This is a genomic window from Nocardioides sp. NBC_00163 (assembly GCF_045206295.1).
Taxonomy (GTDB): Bacteria; Actinomycetota; Actinomycetes; order Propionibacteriales; family Nocardioidaceae; genus Nocardioides.
This window is the reverse complement of record NZ_CP108155.1, coordinates 2125165-2147255: the sequence shown is the minus strand read 5'-3', so window position 1 is coordinate 2147255 and position 22091 is coordinate 2125165. Positions and strand designations below refer to the sequence as shown.

At 69.7% G+C, this 22091-nt stretch carries 20 protein-coding genes; 9 read left to right on the top strand and 11 right to left on the bottom strand.

Going from position 1 to position 22091, the window contains the following annotated elements; genetic code table 11:
* Nucleotides 1–39: 39 nt before the first annotated feature.
* Nucleotides 40–711 carry a hypothetical protein gene (locus OG801_RS10245; RefSeq protein ID WP_406035625.1) on the bottom strand — a complete coding sequence of 224 codons (672 nt, stop codon included), beginning with the start codon at nucleotides 709–711 and terminating at the stop codon, nucleotides 40–42.
* A gap of 71 nt (nucleotides 712–782) precedes the next feature.
* Complete coding sequence (locus OG801_RS10240) at nucleotides 783–1730, bottom strand: 2-dehydropantoate 2-reductase (RefSeq protein WP_355017767.1); 948 nt, start codon at nucleotides 1728–1730, stop codon at nucleotides 783–785.
* 44 nt (nucleotides 1731–1774) lie between these two features.
* On the opposite strand from OG801_RS10240, the gene truA reads away from it, so the two are divergent.
* The 5 genes from truA to OG801_RS10215 all read left to right on the top strand — a co-directional run bounded on the left by truA (nucleotide 1775) and on the right by OG801_RS10215 (nucleotide 5134).
* Nucleotides 1775–2641 (top strand): tRNA pseudouridine(38-40) synthase TruA, encoded by an 867-nt coding sequence (gene truA / locus OG801_RS10235; protein WP_406035623.1) that lies wholly within the window; start codon nucleotides 1775–1777, stop codon nucleotides 2639–2641.
* Nucleotides 2625–3242, top strand: coding sequence for a class I SAM-dependent methyltransferase (locus tag OG801_RS10230; protein WP_406035621.1), 618 nt, complete (start codon nucleotides 2625–2627; stop codon nucleotides 3240–3242). Before truA ends, OG801_RS10230 begins: the two co-directional genes overlap by 17 nt.
* Before the next feature lie 76 nt (nucleotides 3243–3318).
* Nucleotides 3319–3699, top strand: a complete 381-nt coding sequence (locus OG801_RS10225; protein WP_355017770.1) for a hypothetical protein — start codon at nucleotides 3319–3321, stop codon at nucleotides 3697–3699.
* 140 nt (nucleotides 3700–3839) lie between these two features.
* Nucleotides 3840–4529, top strand: a complete 690-nt coding sequence (locus OG801_RS10220; RefSeq protein ID WP_406035619.1) for a hypothetical protein — start codon at nucleotides 3840–3842, stop codon at nucleotides 4527–4529.
* 62 nt (nucleotides 4530–4591) lie between these two features.
* Nucleotides 4592–5134 (top strand): dihydrofolate reductase family protein, encoded by a 543-nt coding sequence (locus OG801_RS10215; protein WP_355017772.1) that lies wholly within the window; start codon nucleotides 4592–4594, stop codon nucleotides 5132–5134.
* Between the two features lie 89 nt (nucleotides 5135–5223).
* Here OG801_RS10215 and OG801_RS10210 read toward each other — a convergent pair whose 3' ends face one another.
* Together OG801_RS10210 and OG801_RS10205 are read right to left on the bottom strand one after the other, a co-directional pair.
* Nucleotides 5224–6564, bottom strand: coding sequence for a cytochrome P450 (locus tag OG801_RS10210; RefSeq protein WP_355017773.1), 1341 nt, complete (start codon nucleotides 6562–6564; stop codon nucleotides 5224–5226).
* Between the two features lie 104 nt (nucleotides 6565–6668).
* Nucleotides 6669–7595, bottom strand: coding sequence for an alpha/beta hydrolase (locus OG801_RS10205; RefSeq protein WP_406035616.1), 927 nt, complete (start codon nucleotides 7593–7595; stop codon nucleotides 6669–6671).
* A gap of 118 nt (nucleotides 7596–7713) precedes the next feature.
* Here OG801_RS10205 and OG801_RS10200 point away from each other — a divergent pair, with 118 nt between their 5' ends.
* Together OG801_RS10200 and OG801_RS10195 are read left to right on the top strand one after the other, a co-directional pair.
* Complete coding sequence (locus OG801_RS10200) at nucleotides 7714–9411, top strand: ATP-binding cassette domain-containing protein (protein WP_355017775.1); 1698 nt, start codon at nucleotides 7714–7716, stop codon at nucleotides 9409–9411.
* A complete protein-coding gene (locus OG801_RS10195; protein ID WP_355017776.1) occupies nucleotides 9408–10430 on the top strand; it encodes a GNAT family N-acetyltransferase in 1023 nt (340 codons plus the stop codon). Before OG801_RS10200 ends, OG801_RS10195 begins: the two co-directional genes overlap by 4 nt.
* Nucleotides 10431–10484: 54 nt before the next feature.
* Here the strand turns inward: OG801_RS10195 and OG801_RS10190 are convergent, their stop codons facing one another.
* Nucleotides 10485–11765 (bottom strand): S1C family serine protease, encoded by a 1281-nt coding sequence (locus OG801_RS10190; protein ID WP_406035614.1) that lies wholly within the window; start codon nucleotides 11763–11765, stop codon nucleotides 10485–10487.
* A gap of 75 nt (nucleotides 11766–11840) precedes the next feature.
* Nucleotides 11841–12377 (bottom strand): MarR family transcriptional regulator, encoded by a 537-nt coding sequence (locus tag OG801_RS10185; RefSeq protein ID WP_355017778.1) that lies wholly within the window; start codon nucleotides 12375–12377, stop codon nucleotides 11841–11843.
* Between the two features lie 70 nt (nucleotides 12378–12447).
* On the opposite strand from OG801_RS10185, the gene OG801_RS10180 reads away from it, so the two are divergent.
* The gene (locus tag OG801_RS10180; protein WP_406035612.1) at nucleotides 12448–13686 is read left to right on the top strand and encodes an MFS transporter; all 1239 of its coding nucleotides are present in this window, start codon (nucleotides 12448–12450) and stop codon (nucleotides 13684–13686) included.
* Here the strand turns inward: OG801_RS10180 and OG801_RS10175 are convergent.
* The 5 genes from OG801_RS10175 to OG801_RS10155 all read right to left on the bottom strand — a co-directional run bounded on the left by OG801_RS10175 (nucleotide 13683) and on the right by OG801_RS10155 (nucleotide 18003).
* Nucleotides 13683–14321 (bottom strand): HAD family hydrolase, encoded by a 639-nt coding sequence (locus tag OG801_RS10175; RefSeq protein WP_406035610.1) that lies wholly within the window; start codon nucleotides 14319–14321, stop codon nucleotides 13683–13685. The two genes, OG801_RS10180 and OG801_RS10175, sit on opposite strands and share 4 nt — an antisense overlap.
* Nucleotides 14318–15622, bottom strand: a complete 1305-nt coding sequence (locus tag OG801_RS10170; RefSeq protein WP_160027084.1) for a citrate synthase — start codon at nucleotides 15620–15622, stop codon at nucleotides 14318–14320. Before OG801_RS10170 ends, OG801_RS10175 begins: the two co-directional genes overlap by 4 nt.
* Before the next feature lie 69 nt (nucleotides 15623–15691).
* Nucleotides 15692–15883, bottom strand: coding sequence for a hypothetical protein (locus tag OG801_RS10165; RefSeq protein ID WP_091052443.1), 192 nt, complete (start codon nucleotides 15881–15883; stop codon nucleotides 15692–15694).
* 35 nt (nucleotides 15884–15918) lie between these two features.
* Nucleotides 15919–16947 carry a helix-turn-helix domain-containing protein gene (locus OG801_RS10160; RefSeq protein WP_406035608.1) on the bottom strand — a complete coding sequence of 343 codons (1029 nt, stop codon included), beginning with the start codon at nucleotides 16945–16947 and terminating at the stop codon, nucleotides 15919–15921.
* A gap of 51 nt (nucleotides 16948–16998) precedes the next feature.
* A complete protein-coding gene (locus tag OG801_RS10155; protein WP_406035606.1) occupies nucleotides 16999–18003 on the bottom strand; it encodes an alpha/beta hydrolase in 1005 nt (334 codons plus the stop codon).
* Between the two features lie 154 nt (nucleotides 18004–18157).
* Between OG801_RS10155 and hrpA the strand changes: the two genes are divergently transcribed.
* Entirely contained in the window at nucleotides 18158–22060 is a 3903-nt protein-coding gene (gene hrpA, locus OG801_RS10150) for an ATP-dependent RNA helicase HrpA (RefSeq protein ID WP_406035604.1), read from the top strand.
* The last annotated feature ends 31 nt before the right edge of the window (nucleotides 22061–22091 follow it).

The following is a 22091-nucleotide window of genomic DNA, read 5'->3' as shown; positions in this document are numbered from 1 at the left end:
GAACTGTGGCCCGTCACCCGCGAGGGTGGCGGGCCACTGTCATTTCCCGGCGACCTGCTCGGATCGGGCCAGCAGCCAGCAGATGACTCCGCCGACCACCATGACCACGGTCGTCGCGACGGTCGAGAGGGTCGAGAGCAGCTGCGCGGCGGCGATGTTGTCGAGCGACATGGCCGGCGCCAGCGCGAGCGACAGCGGCACCTGCACCACGATGAGCAGCACGTAGGTGATGGGCAGTCCGAACAGCCAACGGTGACCGGCCCAGGCAGCACACCCCCAGCCGGCCAGCACCAGCATGAGGAACAGTGGTGCGAGAAAGCCGATGGCGGCTGGGTTGTAGAAGTCCAGCAGTCGGATGAGGCCGTACCAGAACACCGTGCTCAACAGCCAGGAGAGCATCGGCAGCACGATGCCGAGGAGCCGGCCCGTCGGGGTGCGGGCGATGTACGCCGCGCCACCTGCCACCACGGCGTACAGCAGCGCGTTGAGCACGATGGTCACGATGTTGGAGATGGACATGCTGGCGATCGTGCCGCCGAGGAGGTACGTCAGGGCGAAGCCGATCAGGGCGATCGCGATCTGCAGGATCAGCACGGCGACGATCACGGCGATGGTGGCGCCCATGGTCGATCGAGGGGCGGGCCCGGTGGTGTGGGTCGGTGGCAGCGGCGTCGGGGGAGGCGGGGGAGGAGGCGGCGCGGCGTGGCTCATGGCAGGCAGCCTGCCGGACTCGCTGTGTACCTGACCACCCCTTTCGGACCGGAGTTGTCAGAGACCGGCTGTCAGAGGCTGGCGAGGAAGGTGATGCCGTCGATGCTGCCGGGCTCGGCGCCCGTGCGGGCGATGTCGTGGACAGCGTGCTGGATGGCCTCGTTGGCGGGCGTCGGGATGCCGTGGAGGCGACCGAGCAGCACGATCTCGCCGGAGAGGTAGTCGATCTCGACGCCGGTGCCGCGGGTGAGACTCTGCCAGGTCGAGCTGTTGTTGGCGCCGCCGCGTCCGGTGATGTGGCCGGCTCGCCGCGTACGGTCCTGGTCGGCGGTCACGACGCTGATGCCGGCGGCAGCGAGGGCGGCCTCCGCCTCGGCCAGGCAGCGGGCGTAGATCTCCTCGTCACTGGGGCCGGGTGCGATCGCGGCGTTGATGCCGTTGCCGAGGTTGTTGAGGAGCTTGCGGTGCTTCCAGGCCATGATGTCGGCGCGCGGCTCGCTCAGGAACCCCGCCTTGACCAGGTCGTTCGCGATCGCGGTGGCGGTCTCGTCGACGCCGGTGGGGTAGCGGCCGATGTCGAGGATGCCGGGCTTGTTGCCGGAGTCTTGGACGACGGCCCCCGGGGTCAGGAAGGTGGCGGGGAGGATGACATGGATGGCGTACGTCCGGGCGAAGTGCCGCAGGATCCGCGGCTCGTTCGCGACGCCGTTCTGCAGGGAGACGACCGGGGTGCCCGGCGGGGCGTACGCCGCAAGGTCCTCGAGTGCGGCCTCTGTCTGCTGCCCCTTGACGCCGAGGAGCACGACGGTGTCCTCGGTCCAGGCCAGCTGGCTCGCGTCCTCGACGGCGGGGACGTCGAGCAGCAGCACGCCGTCAGGGGTGTCGAGGCTGAGGCCTGCGTCCTGGATCGCGCGGAGGTGCTCGCCGCGGGCCACCAGGGTGACCTCGAGCCCTGCCCTGTGCAGCAGGCCGCCCACGACGCCGCCGACCGCTCCTGCTCCGAAGATCACGTAGCGCATGCGTCGAGTCTGGCAAACGACGTGGTCGCTGCGAGAATGGGCCCGTGCGCATCAGGATCGACCTCGCCTACGACGGCACCATGTTCCACGGCTGGGCGACCCAGCCGGGGCTGCGTACGGTCCAGGGAGAGCTCCAAGCCGCGCTGGCGACCGCGTTGCGGGTGCCGGCGACGGGGGAGCGGTCCCAGGTGTGGGTGACGGTCGCCGGGCGTACGGACTCGGGTGTGCACGCCCGCGGACAGGTCGCCCACTTCGACATCGACGCCGAGGTGCTCGAGTCCTCGCGGGGACGGTCGGAGCAGTCGCCGCTCGACTCGCTGGTGCGGCGCTTGAACGGGATCCTCCCCGCCGACCTGCGCGTACGTGCCGCCGTCGAGGCGCCGGTGGGCTTCAGCGCCCGGTTCTCGGCGTTGTGGCGACGCTACGTCTACCGGATCGTGGACGACCCGGCGTACGTCGACCCGCTGCAGCGCGGGCACGTGCTCTACCGGACGCGGCCGCTCGACCTATCGCTGATGAACGTCGCCTCCGCCGACCTCGTCGGGCTCAACGACTTCGCCAGCTTCTGCAAGCCGCGCGAGGGCGCGACCACGATCCGCGATCTGCGCCAGCTCACCTGGGACCGGCGCCCCGACGGGATCATCGAGGCGACCGTGCTCGCCGACGCCTTCTGCCACTCCATGGTGCGCTCGCTGGTCGGGTGCCTGATGGTGATCGGGGAGGGCCGCAAGGACGTCAGCTGGGCCAAGGAGTCGCTGGCCGCGCGCTCGCGGTCCTCGTCGATCCCGATCGCGCCGGCCAACGGTCTGACCCTCGAAGAGGTCGCCTACCCGCCCGACGAGATGCTGGCGGCCCAGCACGAACGCACCATGAATCGCAGAGAGGCGAGCGAGCTTGACCGGGACCGATGACGAGCACTACTTCTCCGCCGACCCGTCGGTGCCCTTCGAGCGGATCCCCGTCTCGACGACCGTGTGGGACATGGACCTGTCGTTGGTCTCCGGGTCGGGCGTCTTCGCCAAGGGACGCCTCGACATCGGCACCTCGGTGCTGTTCAAGGAGACCGAGCCGCCCTCGCTGAAGCCTGGCGCGCGGGTCCTCGACCTCGGCTGCGGCTACGGCATGATCGGGCTCGCGCTGGGTCTCGCGGTGCCGGAGGCGTACGTCACGGGCGTCGACGTCAACGAGCGCGCGGTCCTGCTGGCCAACGAGAACGCGGCGAAGCTGGGTCTGGGTGACCGGTATCGCGCCGCGGTACCCGCCGAGATCGACCCGGAGACGACTTACGACGAGATCTGGAGCAACCCGCCGATCCGGATCGGCAAGCCGGCCCTCCACGAACTCCTGCTCACCTGGCTCCCGCGACTCGCCCCCGACGGCCGAGCGGTCATGGTCGTCGGCAAGAACCTCGGCGGGGACTCGCTGCAGCGCTGGATCACCGACCAGGGCTATCCCACCACCCGCATCGGCAGCGCCAAGGGCTTCCGCGTCCTGGAGACCCGCCGCTCCTGAACGGTCCAGATGCCGGTTTCCGCCGTCTCGCGCGTCTCGCGGCCGGGCGCGCGGGGTGCGCTGCCAGACTCCGTCCATGACCAGTCCCGCGATGACGACCCCCGCGCTGACGAACCGCCAGCGCCTGGCCCGCTCCTACAAGGCCTGGGGCGTCGCCGCGCTGTTGAGCCTGGTGACGGTGCTGCCTGTCTACCTTTTCGTCACGAGCTCCGGGATCGAGCTGTCGCGGCTGATGAGCGTGCCGGTGATGGTCGGCGTTGGGCTGATCGGGCCGGTGGTCGGGGCGTACCTGAGCATGCGCTCCGGGCTCGGTCGGTTCTGCACCGGGGCCGCGTTCGTGATCATCGCGACCCCGATGACGAGCCTGCCGCTGCTGGCGATCCCGGCGTACGTCCTGGCGCCCTGGATCGCCGTTGCGATCAGTGAGGAGCCGGCCCCTCAGCGCTGGAACGGCTGAGAGATCAGGCGGGACCGGATCCTCAGCCAGCTGGACCGGGTCGGCGGCGCCAAGGGGTTCCGCGTCCTCGAGACCCGCCGCGACTGACGACCTCCAGAATTGGAGTGTCAAACGTTCGCGGGTCCTGGAGACTCTCGTCCATGGGGCTGATCTTCGACGAGGTCGCGGGGGAACTACCTCTGGTGGAGCGCGTGTGGGCGGCACGATTCGACGCCGAGGTCAGCTTTGCGTCGGTGGCGAAGGCGTCCACGATGCTCTCGTTCGCGGGCAACGATGCAGGCTGGTCGATGTATGTGCACGGTCCGGAGACCAAGGCCTCCAACCTGACCTGTCCGAAGGGCTGGGAGTTCTTCGGCGTCGAGCTCAAGGTCGGTGCCCATCTTCCGCTGTTCCCGTCGGCCGCTGTCGCTGATCTGCGTGACGCCCAGCTGCCGACCGTGACAGGGGGCCGGATCCTTCTGGACAACCGGGACTGGGAGATGCCTACCGCGGACAACGTCGACGTGTTCGTCGCGCGGCTGGTGCGCGCCGGCCTGCTGGTCACCGACCGGCTGGTCGAGGAGATCCACCAGGACCGACGGCCGCGCGGTGTCTCGGAGCGGACCGCCCAGGTCCGGTTCCGACGCGCCGTAGGCATATCGCGTCGCAAGGTCGCCAGCATCGAGCGTGCGCGGTCCACCGCGCAGTTCCTCATGACAGGTGGATCGACCGCCGAGGCGATCTCGGTCGGCGGCTACTACGACCAGCCGCAGCTCACGCGGGCGATGCGGTGGGCAACCGGCCACACTCCGAGCCAGCTGAGATCCGATCCCAGGTTCCTCGCGTTCTGAGCCGTGGGCCCGGTTCGGTTCGATACAAGACCGGCAGGTCACCGGAGTGTTTGGGTCTGCTCATGCGAAAACTGATCGAGTACACCCACGTCTCCCTCGACGGCAGGTTCGATGGTGATGACTTCTGGGCAGGGCAGATGAAGATCGTGCCGAGCGACGGCCAGATCGACTACGCGGTCCGACTGCTGGACGGCGCGGCCGGCATGGTGCTCGGCCGCGTGACCTACGAGGGGTTCGCCGCGTCGTGGCCCTCCAGGAGCGGCGAGCTGGCCGACAGGTTCAACTCGCTGCCGAAGTACGTCGCCTCCAGGACGCTCACCGAGACCACCTGGAACGCCGAGGTGCTTCCCGGTGACGCCATCGAGGCCGTCACCGCCCTCAAGGAGTCGGGGGAGGGCTCGCTGGTGAAGTACGGCAACGGTCCCTTGAGCCGGGCACTCATCGAGGCCGGTCTGCTGGACGAGCTTCACGTGAGCCTCTCGCCGTTCGTTGCGGGTTCCGGCGAGTCGCTCCTGGCGGGCATCGCCACCACCGACATGAATCTGCAGAACGTCACCGACCTCGGGAACGGTGCGGTGGTGCTCACCTACGCGCTGGGTCGGTAGCGGCAGCTCGGATGTCCTAGTCGGCGCGTCATGACGAGCCGACTCGGCGAGATTCTTCGTCAGGATGCGCCGACTCGGCGGTTGGCGGGTCAGGCGGGGACGGGGTCCTTGGCCAGGCGGACGGGGAGGCGGTCGAGGCTGTAGACGACGGAGAGGTCGCGCCAGCCGAGGTCGCCGGGGTCGTCGGTGGCCATGGCCAGGTCGGGGAAGCGGCGGGCCAGGCCGGTGAGGGCGGCGCGGAGCTCCATGCGGGCCAGCTCGGCGCCGACGCAGCGGTGCATGCCGTGGCCGAAGGCGAAGTGCATGGTGTCGGCGTTGCGGAGGTCGAACTGCTCCGGGTTCGGCACCACCGCGGGGTCGCGGTTGGCGCCGGTGAGGCTGACCAGGACGACGGCGCCCTTCTTGATGGGCAGGCCGAAGAGGTCGTGATCCTCGCGGGCGAACCGGGGGAACGCGAGCTGCACCGGGCACAGGTAGCGGAGCAGCTCGTCGACGACCTTGTCGACCTCGGCCTTCTCGCCGGAGCGCAGGATCTCGTACGCCTCCGGGTTCTGCATCAGGACGTAGGCGCCCATGGAGAGCATCGAGGCGGAGGTCTCGTAGCCGCCGAGGAAGACGCCGTCGGCGAGACCGCCGAGCTCGACGTCGTCGTACTCCGAGCCCTTGTTGCGGATGATCTCGCCGATCATGCCGTCGCCGGGGTTGGCGCGCTGCTGGCGGACCTGCTCGATGAGGAACGTCCTGGTCTCGGTGGCGGCACCGAAGGCGCCCGCACCGCCCTCGGACAGGTCGAAACGGGCCATGCCGAGCTTGTGGAACTCGTCGCGTACGTCCTCGGGCATGCCCAGCAGCTCACAGATCACCCGGAACGGGATCTCGAAGCCGAAGTGGTGGACCAGGTCGACCTCGGGGCCGTGGGCCTCCATGCCGTCGAGGGCGTCGGTGACGATCCGGTCGATCATCTCGTTGAGGCGGCCGAGGCGGCGCATCGTGAACTCCGGGGTCAGCAGCCCGCGGAGCTTGGTGTGGTCGGGCGGGTCGGTCATGCCGAGGCCACCGATGCCCTCGGCGTCGGTGCGCTTGCGGGTGCCGAGCAGGTGACGCATGTCGTTGGAGTAGGCGTTCTTGTCGGCCAGGACGTGCTTGGACTCGGCGTGCCCGGTGACCAGTACGATGTCGAGGCCGAGCACCGAGCCGAGCTTGGTGACCGGCGCCTGCTCGCGGCTCTCGGCGAGCAGCGGCACCGGGTCGACGCCGTCACGGCGCAGCGGGAAGGTCAGGTGCTCGGGGATCTTGCGCAGCGTGGTGATGTCGGGAATCGGCGACTCCTTGCCCCGCATCGCGAACTGCAGGGCAAGCTTGCGGACACGCTCGGTCAGCGGGCGCGTCATCGCCCGTCGAAAGGAACCCACCTGGGCAGCAATCGGCATGCGGCCAGTCTGTCTCATCGTCAAACCAGGGTCATCAGGAATACCCCTGGTTTGACCGTGTGTCTTGGATCACCCCTCAGGGTCGGCCCGGAATCAGCTCGGGATCACTCGTGGAGCACGGTCCTGAACAGCGCACACGTCTCCTCGATCGCGAGCTGTGCGGCCTGCGAGTGATGGCCCATGGCGAAGAAGCCGTGGATGAGACCGTCGCAGTGGTGGTAGGTCGTCGGGACCCCGAAGCTCTCCAGCGCCTTGGCATACGCGATGCCCTCGTCGCGCAGCGGGTCGAACTCCGCGGTCACCACGACCGCCGGCGCCAGGCCCTCCAGGTTGCCCTTGATCGGGCTCAGCCGCGGGTCGGCGCGATCGGCGTCGCCCACGTAGTGGTCGGAGAACCACTTCATCGTCGGCAGCTCGAGGAAGTAACCGTGGCCGTTCTCCGCATAGGACGGGTAGCCGCTGGTCATGTCGGTCGCCGGATAGATCAGCAGCTGTCCGGCGAGCTCGCGCCCCTCGTCGCGGAAGACCTGGGCGACCGCCGCCGATAGGTTGCCGCCAGCACTGTCTCCGGCGACCGCGACCCGGCCGTCACCGCCGAGCGTCGCCGCGTTGTCGCTGACCCAGCGAGCGGCGGCCAGCGCGTCGTCGCAGGCAGCAGGGAACGGGTTTTCGGGGGCGAGCCGGTAGTCGACCGCGACGACCACGGCGTCGCAGATGGTGGCGAGGTTGCGGGCCTGGTCCTCGTGGGTGTCGAGGTCGCCGACCACCCAGCCGCCGCCGTGGAACATCACGATCGTGGGCAGCGGGCCCTGCGTCATGGGCCGGTAGATGCGTACGTCCAGGTCGCCGGCCGGCCCTGGGATCACCGCGCTCTCCACCGATCCGACTGGTGGAAGTGGGATGCCCTCGCCCAAAGCACGGTAGAGCGCTCGTGCAGTCGGCGGGTCGAAAGACTCCAGGGGCTGGCCCTTCGCGAAGAGGGTGAGCAGGTCAGCGATCTGGCTGTCGAGCGGAGGCATGGCGACAGTCATATCGCTATTCGCCAAAATGTGTCGAGCGTCACGTTCTACTGATGGGACCGTTCGACCCAGAAACGTCTGCCAGGCCGATGCGAATAACCATTCGACACGGGTGCCAGACTGGACGGTTGTGGGACATGTGGACGTTGCTGGAGTGAGTTTCCAGCTGCCTGACGGACGAGTGCTGCTCGATGACGTCTCCTTCCGGGTGGGCGAGGGCGCCAAGGTCGCGCTGGTCGGCGCCAACGGCGCCGGGAAGACGACGCTGCTGAGGATCGTCACCGGCGAGCTGACCCCGACGACGGGATCCGTCGTGCGCTCGGGCGGCCTCGGGGTGATGCGGCAGATGGTCGGCAAGGGCTCCTCGACCGTCGGCGAGCTGCTGCTCTCGGTGGCGCCCGCGCGGGTGCGCGAGGCGACGGCCGCCGTGGAGGCGTGCGAGCTGGAGCTGATGTCGTCGGAGGACGAGCGGCTGCAGATGCGCTACGCGACCGCGCTGGCCGAGTACGCCGACGCCGGCGGCTACGACATCGAGGTCGTCTGGGACGTGTGCACCATGGCCGGACTCGGGGTGCCCTACGACCGCGCCCGCTACCGCTCCCTGGACACCCTGTCCGGCGGCGAGCAGAAGCGGCTGGTGCTCGAATTCCTGCTGCGCGGCCCCGACGAGGTGCTGTTGCTCGACGAGCCGGACAACTTCCTCGACGTGCCCGGCAAGATCTGGTTGGAGCAGCGCATCCGGGAGTCTCCGAAGACGATCCTCTACGTCAGTCACGACCGTGAGCTGCTGGACAACACCGCGACCAGGGTGGTCACGGTCGAGCTCGGCGCGTCCGGCGCCGGCAACAGCGCGTGGACGCATCCTGGTGGGTTCGCCTCCTACCACGAGGCCCGCAAAGACCGGTTCCTGCGGTTCGAGGAGCTGCGCCGTCGCTGGGACGAGGAGCACGCCAAGATCAAGGCGCTGGTCCTGCGGCTGAAGGTCAAGTCGGAGTACAACGACGGGATGTCCAGCCAGTACAGGGCGGCCCAGACCCGGCTCCGGAAGTTCGAGGAGGCCGGGCCGCCCGTCGAGCAGCCACGAGAGCAGGCGGTGCAGATGCGGCTGCGCGGCGGGCGCACCGGCAAACGGGCGGTGGTGTGCGAGGCGCTCGAGCTCACCGGACTGATGAGACCGTTCGACCTGGAGGTCTGGTACGGCGAGCGGGTTGCCGTGCTCGGCTCCAACGGCTCGGGCAAGTCCCACTTTCTGCGGCTGCTCGCCCGCGGCGGCACCGATCCTGACGTGGAGCACCGCCCGGTCGAGGACACCCCGATCGAGCCGGTCCGCCACCGTGGGAAGGCCAAGCTCGGCGCCCGCGTGCGGCCGGGCTGGTTCGTGCAGACCCATGCCCATCCGGAGCTGGTGGGGCGTACGCTGCTCGACATCCTGCACCGCGGTGAGGCGACGCCTGACGGGCGTGGGCGCGTGGGTATGGGCCGCGAGGCCGCCTCCCGCGTGCTCGACCGCTACGAGCTCGCGCACGCGGCGGAGCAGGCCTTCGACTCGCTCTCGGGCGGACAGCAGGCGCGCTTCCAGATCCTTCTGCTCGAGCTGAGCGGCGCCACCCTGCTGCTGCTCGACGAGCCGACCGACAACCTCGACGTCCAGTCCGCCGAGGCCCTCGAAGCCGGGCTGGAGTCGTTCGAGGGCACCGTCGTCGCGGTCACCCACGACCGCTGGTTCGCCCGTGGCTTCGACCGCTTCCTGGTCTACGGCGCCAACGGTGATGTCTATGAGTCCCCGGAGCCGGTCTGGGACGAGACGAGAGTGGAGAGGCCCCGATGAGTGAGCTGGTGATCGAGCGCGTCGACCCGTTCGACGACGACGCCTTCGACGCATGGTTCGACGTGATGACCGCGTCGTGGCTCGACGTACGCGGCCCCGACGCGGATCTGTGGGCGCGTGAGGAGCAGCGCGTCGAGCTGCAGCAGCACACCGAGAAGACCGACCGGAGGGCGTACGTCGGCCGTGTCGGCGGGGAGGCGGTCGCCGCCGCCTGGATGGCCATGCCGCTGCTCGACAACCTTCACCGCGCGACCCTGGTGGTGGCGGTGCTGCCGGACCACCGCAGGCGGGGTCATGGCACCGGTCTGCTCGACCATGTCGAGGCGGAGGCCCGCGCCCAGGGGCGTACGTCGTTGACGGGTGAGATCTGGTGGCCCTGGTCGCTCGGGTCCGGCGGCGAGGGATCCCCGGGACGGGACTTCGGGATCGCGCGAGGCTATGCGCCCGCCCTGGTGGAGGTACGCCGCCTGCTGCGGCTCCCGGTGGCGGACAGCGTTCTCGACCGGCTGGCGGCGGAGGCTGCCGAGAAGCACGGCGACTACACGCTGCGCTCCTGGGTCGGCCGGGTGCCCGACGACATCGTGGCGAGCTGGGCGGTGCTCGACGCCAGCCTGGAGACCGAGGCGCCGACCGGAGACCTGGACATCGAGGCGCTCGAGCCCGACGTGGCGAAGGTGCGCGAGACCGAGGAGCTGGTCGCGGCCCAGAAGCGGACCCTCTACCACTCTGTGGCGCTGGACACCGACGGCCGGGTGGTGGCCTACACGGTGATCGGCTACTCGAGCCTGGACGGCAACAGCTATCAGTGGGGCACCCTGGTCGAAGGGGCTCACCGGGGCCATCGGCTCGGGCTGGCGGTCAAGGTCGCCAATCTCCGACTGCTCCAGTCCGAGCGGCCGGAGGTGCCGACCCTGGCGACGTACAACGCCGAGGTCAACGCCCACATGATCCAGGTCAACGAGGCCATGGGCTTCGAGCCGGTCGAGTGGCTGTGCAGCATCCAGAAACAGGTCTCCTGAGCACGAGAGCGCCTCATCCCGGTCAGAGACGGGGATGAGGCGCTCGCGGGGAGATCAGGAGGCGTCGGAGTCCAGGGTGACCTTCGCGGTGTGCTCCTCGCCGTTGCGCGACCAGCTGACCTCGACCTCGTCATCGGGGCGGTAGGAGCGGACGGTCGCCACCAGGGAGTCCGATCCGGTGATGATGTGGTCGTCGACCTTGGTGATGATGTCGCCCTTCTCGAGGCCCGCCTTCTTGGCGGTGCTGCCCTCGCCGACCTCCTGGACCTGGGCACCGGTGACCGAGGTCTGGCCGTCCTGGGCCTCGGGGGCGTCGGAGACCGAGATGCCGAACTGCGCGTGGGTGGCCTCCTCGCCCTTCTCGAGCTGTTCCACGATCGGACCGATCTCGTCGATCGGGATGGCGAACCCGATGCCGATCGAGCCCGCGTCCTGGCCGTCCCCACCTGCGGTGGAGCGGATCGAGGCATTGATGCCGACGAGGTTGCCGTTGAGGTCGACGAGCGCGCCACCCGAGTTGCCCGGGTTGATCGCCGCGTCGGTCTGCACCGCCGGGTAGACGGTGGCCGCGCCGCTCTGGTCGACGCCGACGTTGACCGGGCGGCCGAGCGCGCTGACGATGCCGGTGGTCACCGTGGAGTCGAGCCCGAACGGGGAGCCGATCGCCACGACGCTCTGGCCGACGGTGAGGTTGGAGGACTTGCCGATCGTGATGGGCGTCAGGCCGGAGACGCCGCTCGCCTTGATCACGGCGGTGTCTGTGAGCGGGTCGGTCCCGAGGACCTCGGCGGAGGCCGACGTACCGTCGTTGAAGTCGACCGTCACCGTGCCGCCGTTGGCGGCCAGCTCGACCACGTGGTTGTTGGTCAGGATCGTGCCGTCGGAGGAGATGACGACCCCGGAGCCCGAGCCGGAGCCCTGCTGGGAGGTGACCTCGATCTTCACGACGGAGGGGAGCACCTTGGCCGAGACCTTCTCGATGCTGCCCTCGGGGGCCTTTGCGTCGACGACCTGCGAGGTGGCCGGGGTGTTCGCCCCGCCGCCGCTGCCGTCACCGTTGAGGGCGCCGTAGACGGCCGCGCCACCGACGCCGGCGGCACCACCGGCCACCAGGGCACCGGCGAGGACCGCGGCGACGAGCCCGGTGCGGCCCGCGGCGCGCTTCTTGATGGGAGCGCCGGGAGCACCCGGGGTTCCGGGCACGGCGGGCATGACGGAGGTCTGCGCCGGCGGGGGCGCGAACGGGCCGGCGGGAGGCTGAGTGGGGCCGGCCGGGGCCGGGGGAGTCCACTGCGGCGGAGTCCCACTCGGCGGCTGAGGAGGGAGTTCGGTCATGTCTTCGAGTGTGGCCAGTGTCCCTGTGAACGGGCTGAGACGGGGCTATGCGGTCTCGAAGAGATGCCTCAGGACCTACTCGGCCTCGATTCGCAGGGTCACCTGCTTGAGCAGAGCCGCCAGCTCCGTACGCCGCTCCGGGCTCAGCGTCTCCAGCAGCTTGGTCTCGGCCTCGCCGCGCAGGTCCATCGCCCGGCGCCAGATCTCGATCCCGGCCTTGGTCGCCTCGACGCTGATCTTGCGGCGGTCCTCCACCGATGTCGTACGCCGCACCCACCCAGCCTTCTCCATGCTGTCGAGCCTTCCTGTCATCCCGGCCGGACTGATGTCGAGGTCCTTGGCGAGGGCCGTGGGCGAGGCGTGGCCGGGGGTGTCGCGGATCATCAGCATGTGGAGCGTCTTGTATTCGAAGTCGGCCAGCCCGACCTCGCTGGCCGCCGCCGCGCGAGCATCGTTGAAGAACTTCGAGATGAACCCGATCCGTACCGTGATCGCCTCGATCTCGTCGTCGAAGTCGACGTCGATCCAGTGGTCGCGCCACCGCGCGACGTGACGGTCGGCCCGATCCTCCGTGTCGGTGGACGTGTCGGAGGAAGGTCGCATCTCGGGCATGCCCCGACCTTACCTTCGCAGGAGAGATAATTCGTTGGCGAATAGTTCGCCAGCGAAGTAACTTTGCCGCATGACCGCCACCACCGCAGACCCGCCGACCGGGCGTCGTTCGCCGCTGCGGCACCGCAACTTCCGCCGACTCGTGACCGGGACGGCGGCATCGTCGCTGGGCAACGCGATCACGCCGGTCGCGCTGGCGTTCGCGGTGCTCGACCTCGGCGGGACCGTCACCCAGCTGGGCATCGTGGAGGCGATCTTCGCGACCTGCCAGGTCGTCACCACGCTGGCCGGGGGAGTGCTCGGCGACCGAGTCTCTCGCAAGCTGATGATGGAGGGCACGGCGGCGATCAGCGCTGTCGTGGCCGGCGCCTTGGCGACGACGGTGATCCTCGGGGTGGCGACGATCCCGTCGATCGCGGTGATGGGCGGTCTCGCGGGCATCGTCGCCGCGCTCAACCAGCCCTCCGCGATGGCGATGACCAAGGTCGTCGTGCCCGCGGAGGATCTCGGTGCCGCCGTCTCGCTCCGCTCGCTGCTCCAGACCACCGCCTCGACCATCGGCTACGCCCTCGGCGGTGTGCTCGTCGCCGCGGTGGGATCAGGCTGGGCGATCATGGTCGACGCGCTCACCTTCGCCATCGCCGCTGTCGCCTACGCCGGCATGCGAGTGCCCCATGAACGCCCGCCCCACAAGGCGTCGATGCTCGGCGACCTCGCCGAGGGCTTCCGCGAGGTGATGCGGCACTCGTGGCTGTGGTTCCTCATCCTGCAGGCGCTGCTCTACCACCTGTTCTGGTCGGGAGCGCACAGCGTGCTCGGCCCGATCGTGGTCGGCGAGGGCATCGGCCGGGCGTCGTGGGGCTTCGCGCTCGCCGCCCTGATGGCGGGCTTCTTCGTCGGCGGCTTGTTCTGCCTGAGGTTCCGCCCGCGCCGGCTGCTCTCCGTCGGCGTGCTCTTCCTCGCGATGACCGGCCTCTTCCCGATCGCGATGGCGGTCTCGGACACCCTCTGGCCGATCCTCCTGGGCGCGTTCCTGCACGGGTTCGGGCTGCAGGTCTTCGACATCTTCTGGCAGATCGCGATCCAGCAGGAGATCCCCGAGGAGAAGCTCTCCCGGGTCTACTCCTTCGACATCGTCGGCTCGTTCGTCGCCCGCCCCCTCGGGCTCGCGCTCGTCGGCCCGGTCGCCGTCGCGGTGGGCTTCGACACCTGGCTGCTCGTGGTCGCAGCGGTGATCTCCGGCACCGCCCTGATGTCGATCTCCTTCGCGGGCGTACGCCGTCTGGAGCGCGCGCCCGAGCAGGTCTAGAGCGGGAGGCCGAGCGCGACCAGGTCCTTGCGGAGCTGCTCGGCCCCGGTGAACTGGATCGCGTGCATGCCCAGCGCCGCGGCGGCGGCCACGTTGGCGACGCTGTCGTCGATGAACACCAGCCGGTTCAACGGCACCCCGGCGCGCTCGGCGACGAGCTGGTAGATCGCCGGGTCGGGTTTGGCCAGGCGCACCTCACCGGAGACGACGACGTCGCCGAGCAGCTCGATCACGTCGTACGTCGCCGGAGCGTGCGGATAGAGCTCGGCCGACCAGTTGGTCAGTCCGAGCTGAGGGAACCCGGCCGCGGCGAGCTCGCGGACCATCTCATGGGTGCCGGGGACCGGCCCCAGCAGGGAGAGCGGGAAGTTGTCGACGTACGCCGCTCCGGCGCTGAGCCATTGGGGCGCGTCGCCCTCGAGGACGGCGAGTGCCTGGGCCCAGGTCCGGCCGGCGTCCTGGACGTGGTTCCACGACCGGAAGTCGTAGGACTCCAGGAATGCACGGGCGTCGGCGTCCCCGACTCCGGCCGCGATCGCCGGGAGCGGGTCCCATCTGATGAGGACGTTCCCGAAATCCCAGACGACCCCATCCACCACGGGGGTGGACGGGGTCTGCGTGCCGAGGATCGTCACGCCCAACGAACGTCGCGCGGGACGAAGGTGAGTCCGCGCTCGCCGGTGTAGATCTGCTTCGGACGGGCGATCTTCTGCTCCTTGTCCTGGACGAGCTCCAGCCACTGGGAGAGCCAGCCCGGCGTACGCCCGATGGCGAACAGCACGGTGAACATCTCCGGCGGGAACTCCAGGGCCTCGTAGATCAGGCCGGAGTAGAAGTCGACGTTGGGGTAGAGCTTGCGCTTGACGAAGTACTCGTCCTCGAGCGCGATCTTCTCCAGCTCCATCGCGATGTTGAGCAGCGGGTTGGTGCCCGTCACCTCGAAGACGTTGAGCGCCTGCTGCTTGATGATCGTCGCGCGCGGGTCGTAGTTCTTGTAGACCCGGTGGCCGAAGCCCATCAGCCGCTCGTTGCCGGCCTTGACGCCCTCGATGAAGGCGGGGATGTTCTCCACCTTGCCGATGCGGCGCAGCATCCGGAGCACGGCCTCGTTGGCGCCACCGTGGAGCGGGCCGAAGAGGGCGCCGACGCCGGCAGCCACCGAGGAGTAGGGGTCGACCTGGGTCGAGCCCACGCTGCGGACGGCGTTGGCCGAGGCGTTCTGCTCGTGGTCGGCGTGCAGGATGAAGAGCGTGTCGAGCGCCTTCTCGATGCGGTCGTCCGAGGCGTACTTGCTCTCGCTCATCTTGAAGAGCATGGAGAGGAAGTTGCCGGTGTAGGACAGGTCGTTGTCCGGGTAGACGTACGGCTTGCCCTGCGCGTGCCGGAACGCCCACGCGCCCAGCGTCGGCATCTTAGCGATCAGTCGGATGATCTGCAGGCGACGGTTGTCGGGGTCGGAGATGTTCGCGGCGTCCGGGTAGAACGTCGACATCGCACCGACCGACGCCATGAGCATGCCCATCGGGTGGGCGTCATAGCGGAAGCCCTGCATGAACTCCTTGATGTTCTCGTGCACGAACGTGTGGAAGGTGATCTCGTGCACCCACGCGTCGTACTCCTCCTTGGTCGGCAGTGCGCCGTGGACCAGGAGATAGGAGACCTCCAGGAAGCTCGACTTCTCGGCGAGCTGCTCGATGGGATAGCCCCGATATTCGAGCACGCCCTTGTCACCGTCGATATAGGTGACGGAAGATCGGCAGGAAGCGGTGTTGACGAAGCCGGGGTCATAGACGGCCAGGCCAGGACCTTCTTCTTGGGTGGCCGGGTCAGCGGCCTTGATCTTCCCCAGGTCGGCGGCGCGGATGGTGCCGTCGGTGATCGGGATGTCGTACTCCACCCCGGTGCGGTTGTCACGCACTGTTAGAGATTCGGTCACGATCAGCAACGGTAACCCTCTTGAAATCCCCTACGTAACTCGGCGTCCCACCCATTGGCCGATTTCGAGTCAGAGTCGGAACCTGTCACGCGCCGGTTTGGTGTCGCCGGACGGCTCGTCGTCGCCGAACCGGGTCAGCGCGTCGCGCAGCCGATGGAGGTCGAGAGCGGTCTGCACCGACCGCTCGTTGAGGGTGTCGTCCTCTCCTCGGAGCGCGCGCAGCGCATCCTGGACCTCGGTCTCGCTCGGCTCCCCGGTCATGGGCACATAATCTAGGTGCCCGCACCAAGGCTCGCCTAGTGCGGATCGTCCACGACCTGCTGGTCGGTGCCGTGGGCAACCCGCCACAGCAGCAGCGTGACCGCCGCGCGCTGCCGTCCCCGGCCCTTGATGGGGGAGTAGCCGAGCTGACCACTCAGCCAGGTCAGCCGCTCCTGCAGCGTCGAGTGGTGCACGTGGAGCATCGCGGCCGACTGCCGCAGGCTGGGCTGGTCCAGCACCGCATGGAGCGTTTCCACGACCCACGGATGACCGTCGAGCAGCTCATCCAGACGTCGTACGTCACCAACCTCCGCCGCCTCGTCGGCACTGATCCGCTCGGCGATGACGGCAAGTGCCCCGAGGTCGTCGTAGCGGACCACCGCGGGTGCGAGGCCGCCGACGTCGGCGGCCAGCCGGAGGGCCGTACGTGCCTGCTCCAGCGCGGTCGGCAGCTGCAGCGGGTCGGGGGAGACGGCGGCGCCCGCGCGGACGCCCTCCGGGATGGTGGGCGTGCCGGGAAGCAGCGCGACCACCAGGGCACCGACGGTGCTGATCAGCGTCGCGCGCAGGTGGACCGAGGTGCTCAGTACGACCGTGACGGGGCCGGTCAGGCCGAGCCGTGCGACCGCGTCGCGTCTGTCGGACTCGGTCGCGTCGGGGTCGCACGCGATCCTGACCAGCCCGCTGGTCGAGGGATCGGACGAGCCCGTGCTGAGCGCCTGCAAGGCGCGGGCGGCACGCTCGAGGATGAGTGCGTCGAGCGGGCCGTCGTCCCCGGTGCGCTCGAGCCACAGCCAGGAGCCGGGCTGCCCGGGGATCGGCTCGTGGCGCCAGCCGCCCTCGGTCTCGCCGGCCAGTGCGCGGCCATCCGCCGCGAACCGCTTGACGAGGCCGCGCGCGGCGTCGTGGAGGCCCGCGGGGGAGCCGGCCAGCGCTGCCGCGGCGCGCACGACCGCGGCGGTCGACGTCCGCTCGTCCACGAGCCGGTCGAAGTGGTCGATGACGCGCAGCGCACTGGCCGTGTCGTCATCGACCACCTCGAGCTTGCCGATCAGATCTCGCACCTGGACCTCCCCCCGCCACTATCGCCCACCGGACGCGAGCGGGCCAGGGGATCAGGCCTCGAGTGCCCTGCGGACGAACTCGTCACGGGTCGCGATCGAGGCACGGGAGACCGCGGCGTGCCCGGCCATCATGTCGAACCCGTGGAACCCGCCGCCCCACATGTGGAGATCGACGCTGACGCCGGCCTCCGAGAGCCGGCGCGCATAGGCCAGCGTCTCGTCGCGGAACGTCTCCGCCGAGCCGGTGTCGATGTAGGTGCGGGGAAGGCCGGTGAGATCCTCGGCGCGCGCGGGCGCTGCGTACGGGGAGACTTCGGGGCCACCCCGGCGTTCGCCGAGCAGTGCCGTCCAGCCGAACAGGTTGGCCTCGCGGTCCCAGACACCCTCGTCGTCGAGCATCTGGCTGCTGTGGGTCTCGAAGCGGTCGTCGAGCATCGGGCAGATGAGGATCTGGTGGCTCAGCTTCGGGAAGGATCGGTCGCGGGCGAGCAGCGCCGTGCCCGCGGCGAGGCCGCCGCCGGCGCTGGCTCCCGCGATCATGACGTGCTCGGGGTCGATGCCGAGGTCAGCGGCGTTCTTCGCGGTCCAGACCAGGCCGGCGTAGCAGTCCTCCACGGGCGCGGGGTCGGGATGCTCCGGGGCGAGGCGGTACTCCACCGACACGACCACGGCTGTGCCGTCTGCGACGTGCGGGAGGAAGGCCTCCACGCCGAACACCCGATTTCCGATCACCATGCCGCCGCCGTGGATGTGGTAGATCACCGGGCGCGGCGGCCCGTCGACGGTCGGGCTCAGCATCAGCAGCGTGATGTCGGGGGCGCCCTCCGGGCCGGGAACCTGCCGCTCCTCGACCCTGACCGCGCCGCCGACGGTCAGATCCGCCGGCTCCATGCCGGGGAACCCGTCGGCGCTCTGCTGCCGTATCAGCGGGAGGAGCTCCGCCGAGAACGGCGGGATGCCCTGGCGTACCGCCTCGAGGACCGGCACGAGCTCGGGATCGAACGGCGGCCGGATGGGGGTGTCGGGGAAGATCTCGCTGGTGGTCGTCTCGGTCATGGCCACTCCTTCGTCGGGGGTGCCCCCAGCCTCCCTCGTGACCGTTGTCGACGGAACCCGGCCTGTGGCGGGAATCACATCCGCTGCCCCCGCCATCCGGCGGGCAGGGTTCCGCGAGAAACCGATGTGCGGTCGAGGGGTACGCCGGGGGAGAATGGGTGACCTCATGTCCGAGACCGACCAGCCCGCCGCCACCTCCGTCGCGATCACCTACCCTGCCGAGCTCCCGGTCACCCAGCGCCGCGAGGACATCGCCGCGGCCATCCGTGACCATCAGGTCGTGATCGTCGCCGGTGAGACCGGGTCGGGAAAGACGACCCAGCTGCCCAAGATCTGCCTGGAGCTCGGGCGCGGGTCCGCCGGACTGATCGGGCACACCCAGCCGCGCCGGATCGCGGCACGGTCGGTGGCCGAGCGGATCGCCTCCGAGCTCGGCACCTCGCTCGGGGACCTGGTCGGCTATCAGGTGCGGTTCATGGACAAGTCCTCGGCCGCCTCGCGGATCAAGCTGATGACGGACGGCATCCTGCTCGCCGAGCTCCAGCGCGACCGCGACCTGCGCCGCTACGACACGATCATCATCGACGAGGCCCACGAACGGTCGCTGAACATCGACTTCCTGCTGGGCTACCTGCGCCGGCTGCTGCCGCGGCGACCCGACCTGAAGCTGATCATCACCTCCGCGACGATCGACCCGGAGCGGTTCGCCGCCCACTTCGCCGACCCGCGAACCGGGGATCCGGCGCCGATCATCGAGGTCTCCGGCCGCACCTATCCGGTCGAGGTCCGCTACCGGCCGCTGATGGAGCTCTCCGAGGAGGACGAAGAGGGCGAGGTCGTCGTCCGCGACCAGACCGAGGCCATCGTCGACGCGGTCAAGGAGCTCTCCGCCGAGGGCCCGGGTGACGTGCTCGTCTTCCTGCCGGGGGAGCGGGAGATCCGGGATGCGGCTGACGCTCTGGGTGATGCGCTCGGGCTGAACAAGGGGCGCTCCGGAACGGGTCTCGTAGAGATCATCCCGTTGTTCTCGAGGCTGTCGGCCGCCGACCAGCATCGGGTCTTCTCGCCCCACACCGGCCGCCGGATCGTGCTCGCGACCAACGTCGCCGAGACCTCGCTGACGGTCCCCGGGATCAAGTACGTCGTCGACACCGGTGTCGCCCGCATCTCGCGCTACTCCGCCCGCACCAAGGTGCAGCGGCTGCCCATCGAACCGATCTCGCAGGCCTCGGCCAACCAGCGGTCGGGACGTACGGGCCGGGTCCAGGCGGGCATCGCGATCCGGCTCTACTCCGAGGAGGACTTCGAGGGCCGGCCGGAGTTCACCGACCCCGAGATCCTGCGCACCAACCTGGCCTCCGTCATCCTGCAGATGGCCTCCCTCGGGCTGGGGGACATCGCCCGGTTCCCGTTCGTGGAGGCGCCGGACCGGCGCAACATCACCGCCGGCGTACAGCTTCTCGAGGAGCTCGGCGCGATGCGGGGGCAGCGGCTGACCAAGCTGGGCCGCAGGCTGGCGAGGCTGCCCATCGACCCGCGGCTGGCCCGGATGGTGCTCGAGGCCGAACGGCTCGGATGCGTACGCGACGTCATCGTCGTCGCCGCCGCGCTCTCGCTCCAGGACCCGCGTGAGCGGCCGGGGCAGGACCACCCCAAGGAGCAGGCGCAGGCCGACCAGCTGCACGCGCGGTTCAAGGACGAGACCTCCGACTTCCTCACCTGGCTCAACCTGTGGCGCTACCTCAAGCAGCAGCAGCACGAGCTCTCCTCCAGCGCGTTCCGGCGGCTGTGCAAGCGGGAGTTGCTGCACTACGTACGCGTCCGGGAGTGGCAGGACCTGGAGTCGCAGCTGCGGCAGGTCTGCCGGGAGATGAAGATCGACCTCGGCAAGGGACACCGCGACGTCATCGAAGCCGGCGAGGACGCGGGCGAGACTGGACTGAATACTGCGGGAGTCGCGTACGACGCAGACGGGATCCATCAGGCGCTGCTCTCCGGTCTGCTCTCCCACATCGGGGCGCTCGAGGAGCGGGACTCGAAGGCCGACGCGGCGCGAGCGCGGGAGAGGCGGCGGCCCGGCCCGCGGGAGTATGAAGGCGCCCGAGGCGCGAAGTTCGCGATCTTCCCCGGGTCGGCGCTGCACCGGAAGAACCCGCAGTTCGTGATGTCCGCCGAGCTCGTCGAGACCTCCCGGCTATGGGCCCGGCAGAACGCCTCGATCAAGCCCGAGTGGGCCGAGAGCCTCGGCCGCGACCTGGTCAAACGCACCTACTCCGAGCCGCACTGGTCGCAGAAGCGTGCCTCGGTGATGGCGCGGGAGAAGGTGACCCTCTACGGCGTGCCGCTGGTCGCCGACCGTCCCGTCGCCTTCGGCAAGATCGATCCCGAGCTCTCGCGCGAGCTCTTCATCCGGCATGCCCTGGTCTACGGGGAGTGGCGTACGAACCACCGCTTCCTCCGCGACAACGCGAAGCTCGTCGAGGAGGCCGAGGAGCTCGAGCACCGCGCCCGGCGCCGCGACATCGTGGTCGACGAGCACGCGCTCTTCGACTTCTACGACCGCCGGCTGCCGGCCTCCATCGTCTCCGGGGCCCACTTCGACCAGTGGTGGAAGCAGGCCCGGCGGGAGACGCCCGACCTGCTCACCTTCGAGCTGTCGATGCTCACCAACGACGCCGCGGGAGAGGTCACTGAGAGCGACTTCCCGGCCGAGTGGGACGCCGGGCCGCTCACGTTCTCGCTGAGCTACCACTTCGAGCCGGGGACGGCCGATGACGGGCTGACGATCGACGTACCCGTCGCCACGCTCAACCGCGTCGGAGCCGAGGACTTCTCCTGGCTGGTGCCGGGGCTGCGCGAGGAGCTGGTGACCGCGCTGATCCGGTCGCTTCCCAAGCCGCTGCGGGTCAGCTTCGTGCCCGCCCCCGACAAGGCGCGCGCCTTCCTGAAGGAGACGCCGCCGGGGGAGGAGCCGCTGCTGACCGCGCTGGAGCGCTGGGCGCGCTCGACCGCGGGCGTACACATCCCTCGCGAGGCCTGGGACTGGTCCAAGGTGCCCGAGCACCTGCGCCCGACCTACCGAGTCGTCGGCGAGGACGGCAAGGAGACCGCGAAGGGCAAGGACCTCGACGCGCTCAAGGCGCCGCTCGAAGGCGAGTTCAAGGCGGCCATCGCCGAGGTCGCGGCGTCGGCCGGTCACACCCGCACCGGCGAGACGAGCTGGGTCTTCGGTGACATCGCCACCACGGTGACCGAGAAGCGCGCCGGTCATGAGGTCACGGTCTTCCCGTGCCTCTCCGACGAGGGCACGACGGTCGGTCTCGTCGTCGCCGGATCCGCGGAGGAGGCCGAGGCGCGTCATCGTCTCGGCGTCGTACGCCTGCTGCTCCTCGCTCTCCCGAATGTGGGCAAGGAGGTCGTCGACGGGCTCTCCACCATGGAGAAGCTCGCGCTGGCCGGATCCCCCTACCCGAGTGCCGCCGAGCTCGTCGAGGACTGCCGTGCCGCCGTCGTCCAGCAGCTGGTCGATGCCCGTCCGCTGCCGCGGACGCAGGAGGCGTACGCCGCCGTCCTGGCCGCCGCGGGCACGCCGGCCGACCTGGTCGCGGCCGTCCGCGCGGTCCTGGCCGACGTGATGCGGGCGCTCGAGGCCTACCGCGAGACCGACAAGGCGCTCTCCGGGCGGGCCGACATGTTCCAGCTCCCCGCGCTGACCGACATGAAGGACCAGCTCGCCCGGCTGGTGCACCGCGGGTTCGTCGCGGAGGCGGGCGCCCAGCAGATCAGGCGGTATCCGACCTATCTGAAGGCCATCGTCGACCGCCGCCGCAAGCTCGACGCCGACCTGCGCGCCGACCGGGCGACCCACGACCGGATCGCGTCGCTCCAGGACGCCTACCTGCACCAGGTCGAGGCGCTGGCCGAGGGCCGGCCCCCCGGTCCGCGGCTGCGGCAGGTGCGGTGGATGCTCGAGGAGTACCGCGTCCAGCTCTGGGCCCAGCATCTCGGCACCGCCGAGAAGGTCTCCGACGCGCGGATCCGCAAGCTGCTGGGGTAGCGCCGCAAGGCTGTTACATGCGGGCGGCGGC

What these genes read in the sequence shown, in the direction of transcription:
- hrpA (WP_406035604.1), top strand. Translation starts at nt 18,158, where the DNA reads ATGGGTGACCTCATGTCCGAGACCGACCAGCCCGCCGCCACCTCCGTC.
- OG801_RS10190 (WP_406035614.1), bottom strand. Translation starts at nt 11,765, where the DNA reads ATGACCGAACTCCCTCCTCAGCCGCCGAGTGGGACTCCGCCGCAGTGG.
- OG801_RS10185 (WP_355017778.1), bottom strand. Translation starts at nt 12,377, where the DNA reads ATGCCCGAGATGCGACCTTCCTCCGACACGTCCACCGACACGGAGGAT.
- OG801_RS10225 (WP_355017770.1), top strand. Translation starts at nt 3,319, where the DNA reads ATGACCAGTCCCGCGATGACGACCCCCGCGCTGACGAACCGCCAGCGC.
- OG801_RS10165 (WP_091052443.1), bottom strand. Translation starts at nt 15,883, where the DNA reads ATGACCGGGGAGCCGAGCGAGACCGAGGTCCAGGATGCGCTGCGCGCG.
- OG801_RS10245 (WP_406035625.1), bottom strand. Translation starts at nt 711, where the DNA reads ATGAGCCACGCCGCGCCGCCTCCTCCCCCGCCTCCCCCGACGCCGCTG.
- OG801_RS10205 (WP_406035616.1), bottom strand. Translation starts at nt 7,595, where the DNA reads ATGACTGTCGCCATGCCTCCGCTCGACAGCCAGATCGCTGACCTGCTC.
- OG801_RS10155 (WP_406035606.1), bottom strand. Translation starts at nt 18,003, where the DNA reads ATGACCGAGACGACCACCAGCGAGATCTTCCCCGACACCCCCATCCGG.
- OG801_RS10195 (WP_355017776.1), top strand. Translation starts at nt 9,408, where the DNA reads ATGAGTGAGCTGGTGATCGAGCGCGTCGACCCGTTCGACGACGACGCC.
- OG801_RS10240 (WP_355017767.1), bottom strand. Translation starts at nt 1,730, where the DNA reads ATGCGCTACGTGATCTTCGGAGCAGGAGCGGTCGGCGGCGTCGTGGGC.
- OG801_RS10220 (WP_406035619.1), top strand. Translation starts at nt 3,840, where the DNA reads ATGGGGCTGATCTTCGACGAGGTCGCGGGGGAACTACCTCTGGTGGAG.
- OG801_RS10215 (WP_355017772.1), top strand. Translation starts at nt 4,592, where the DNA reads ATGCGAAAACTGATCGAGTACACCCACGTCTCCCTCGACGGCAGGTTC.
- OG801_RS10180 (WP_406035612.1), top strand. Translation starts at nt 12,448, where the DNA reads ATGACCGCCACCACCGCAGACCCGCCGACCGGGCGTCGTTCGCCGCTG.
- OG801_RS10210 (WP_355017773.1), bottom strand. Translation starts at nt 6,564, where the DNA reads ATGCCGATTGCTGCCCAGGTGGGTTCCTTTCGACGGGCGATGACGCGC.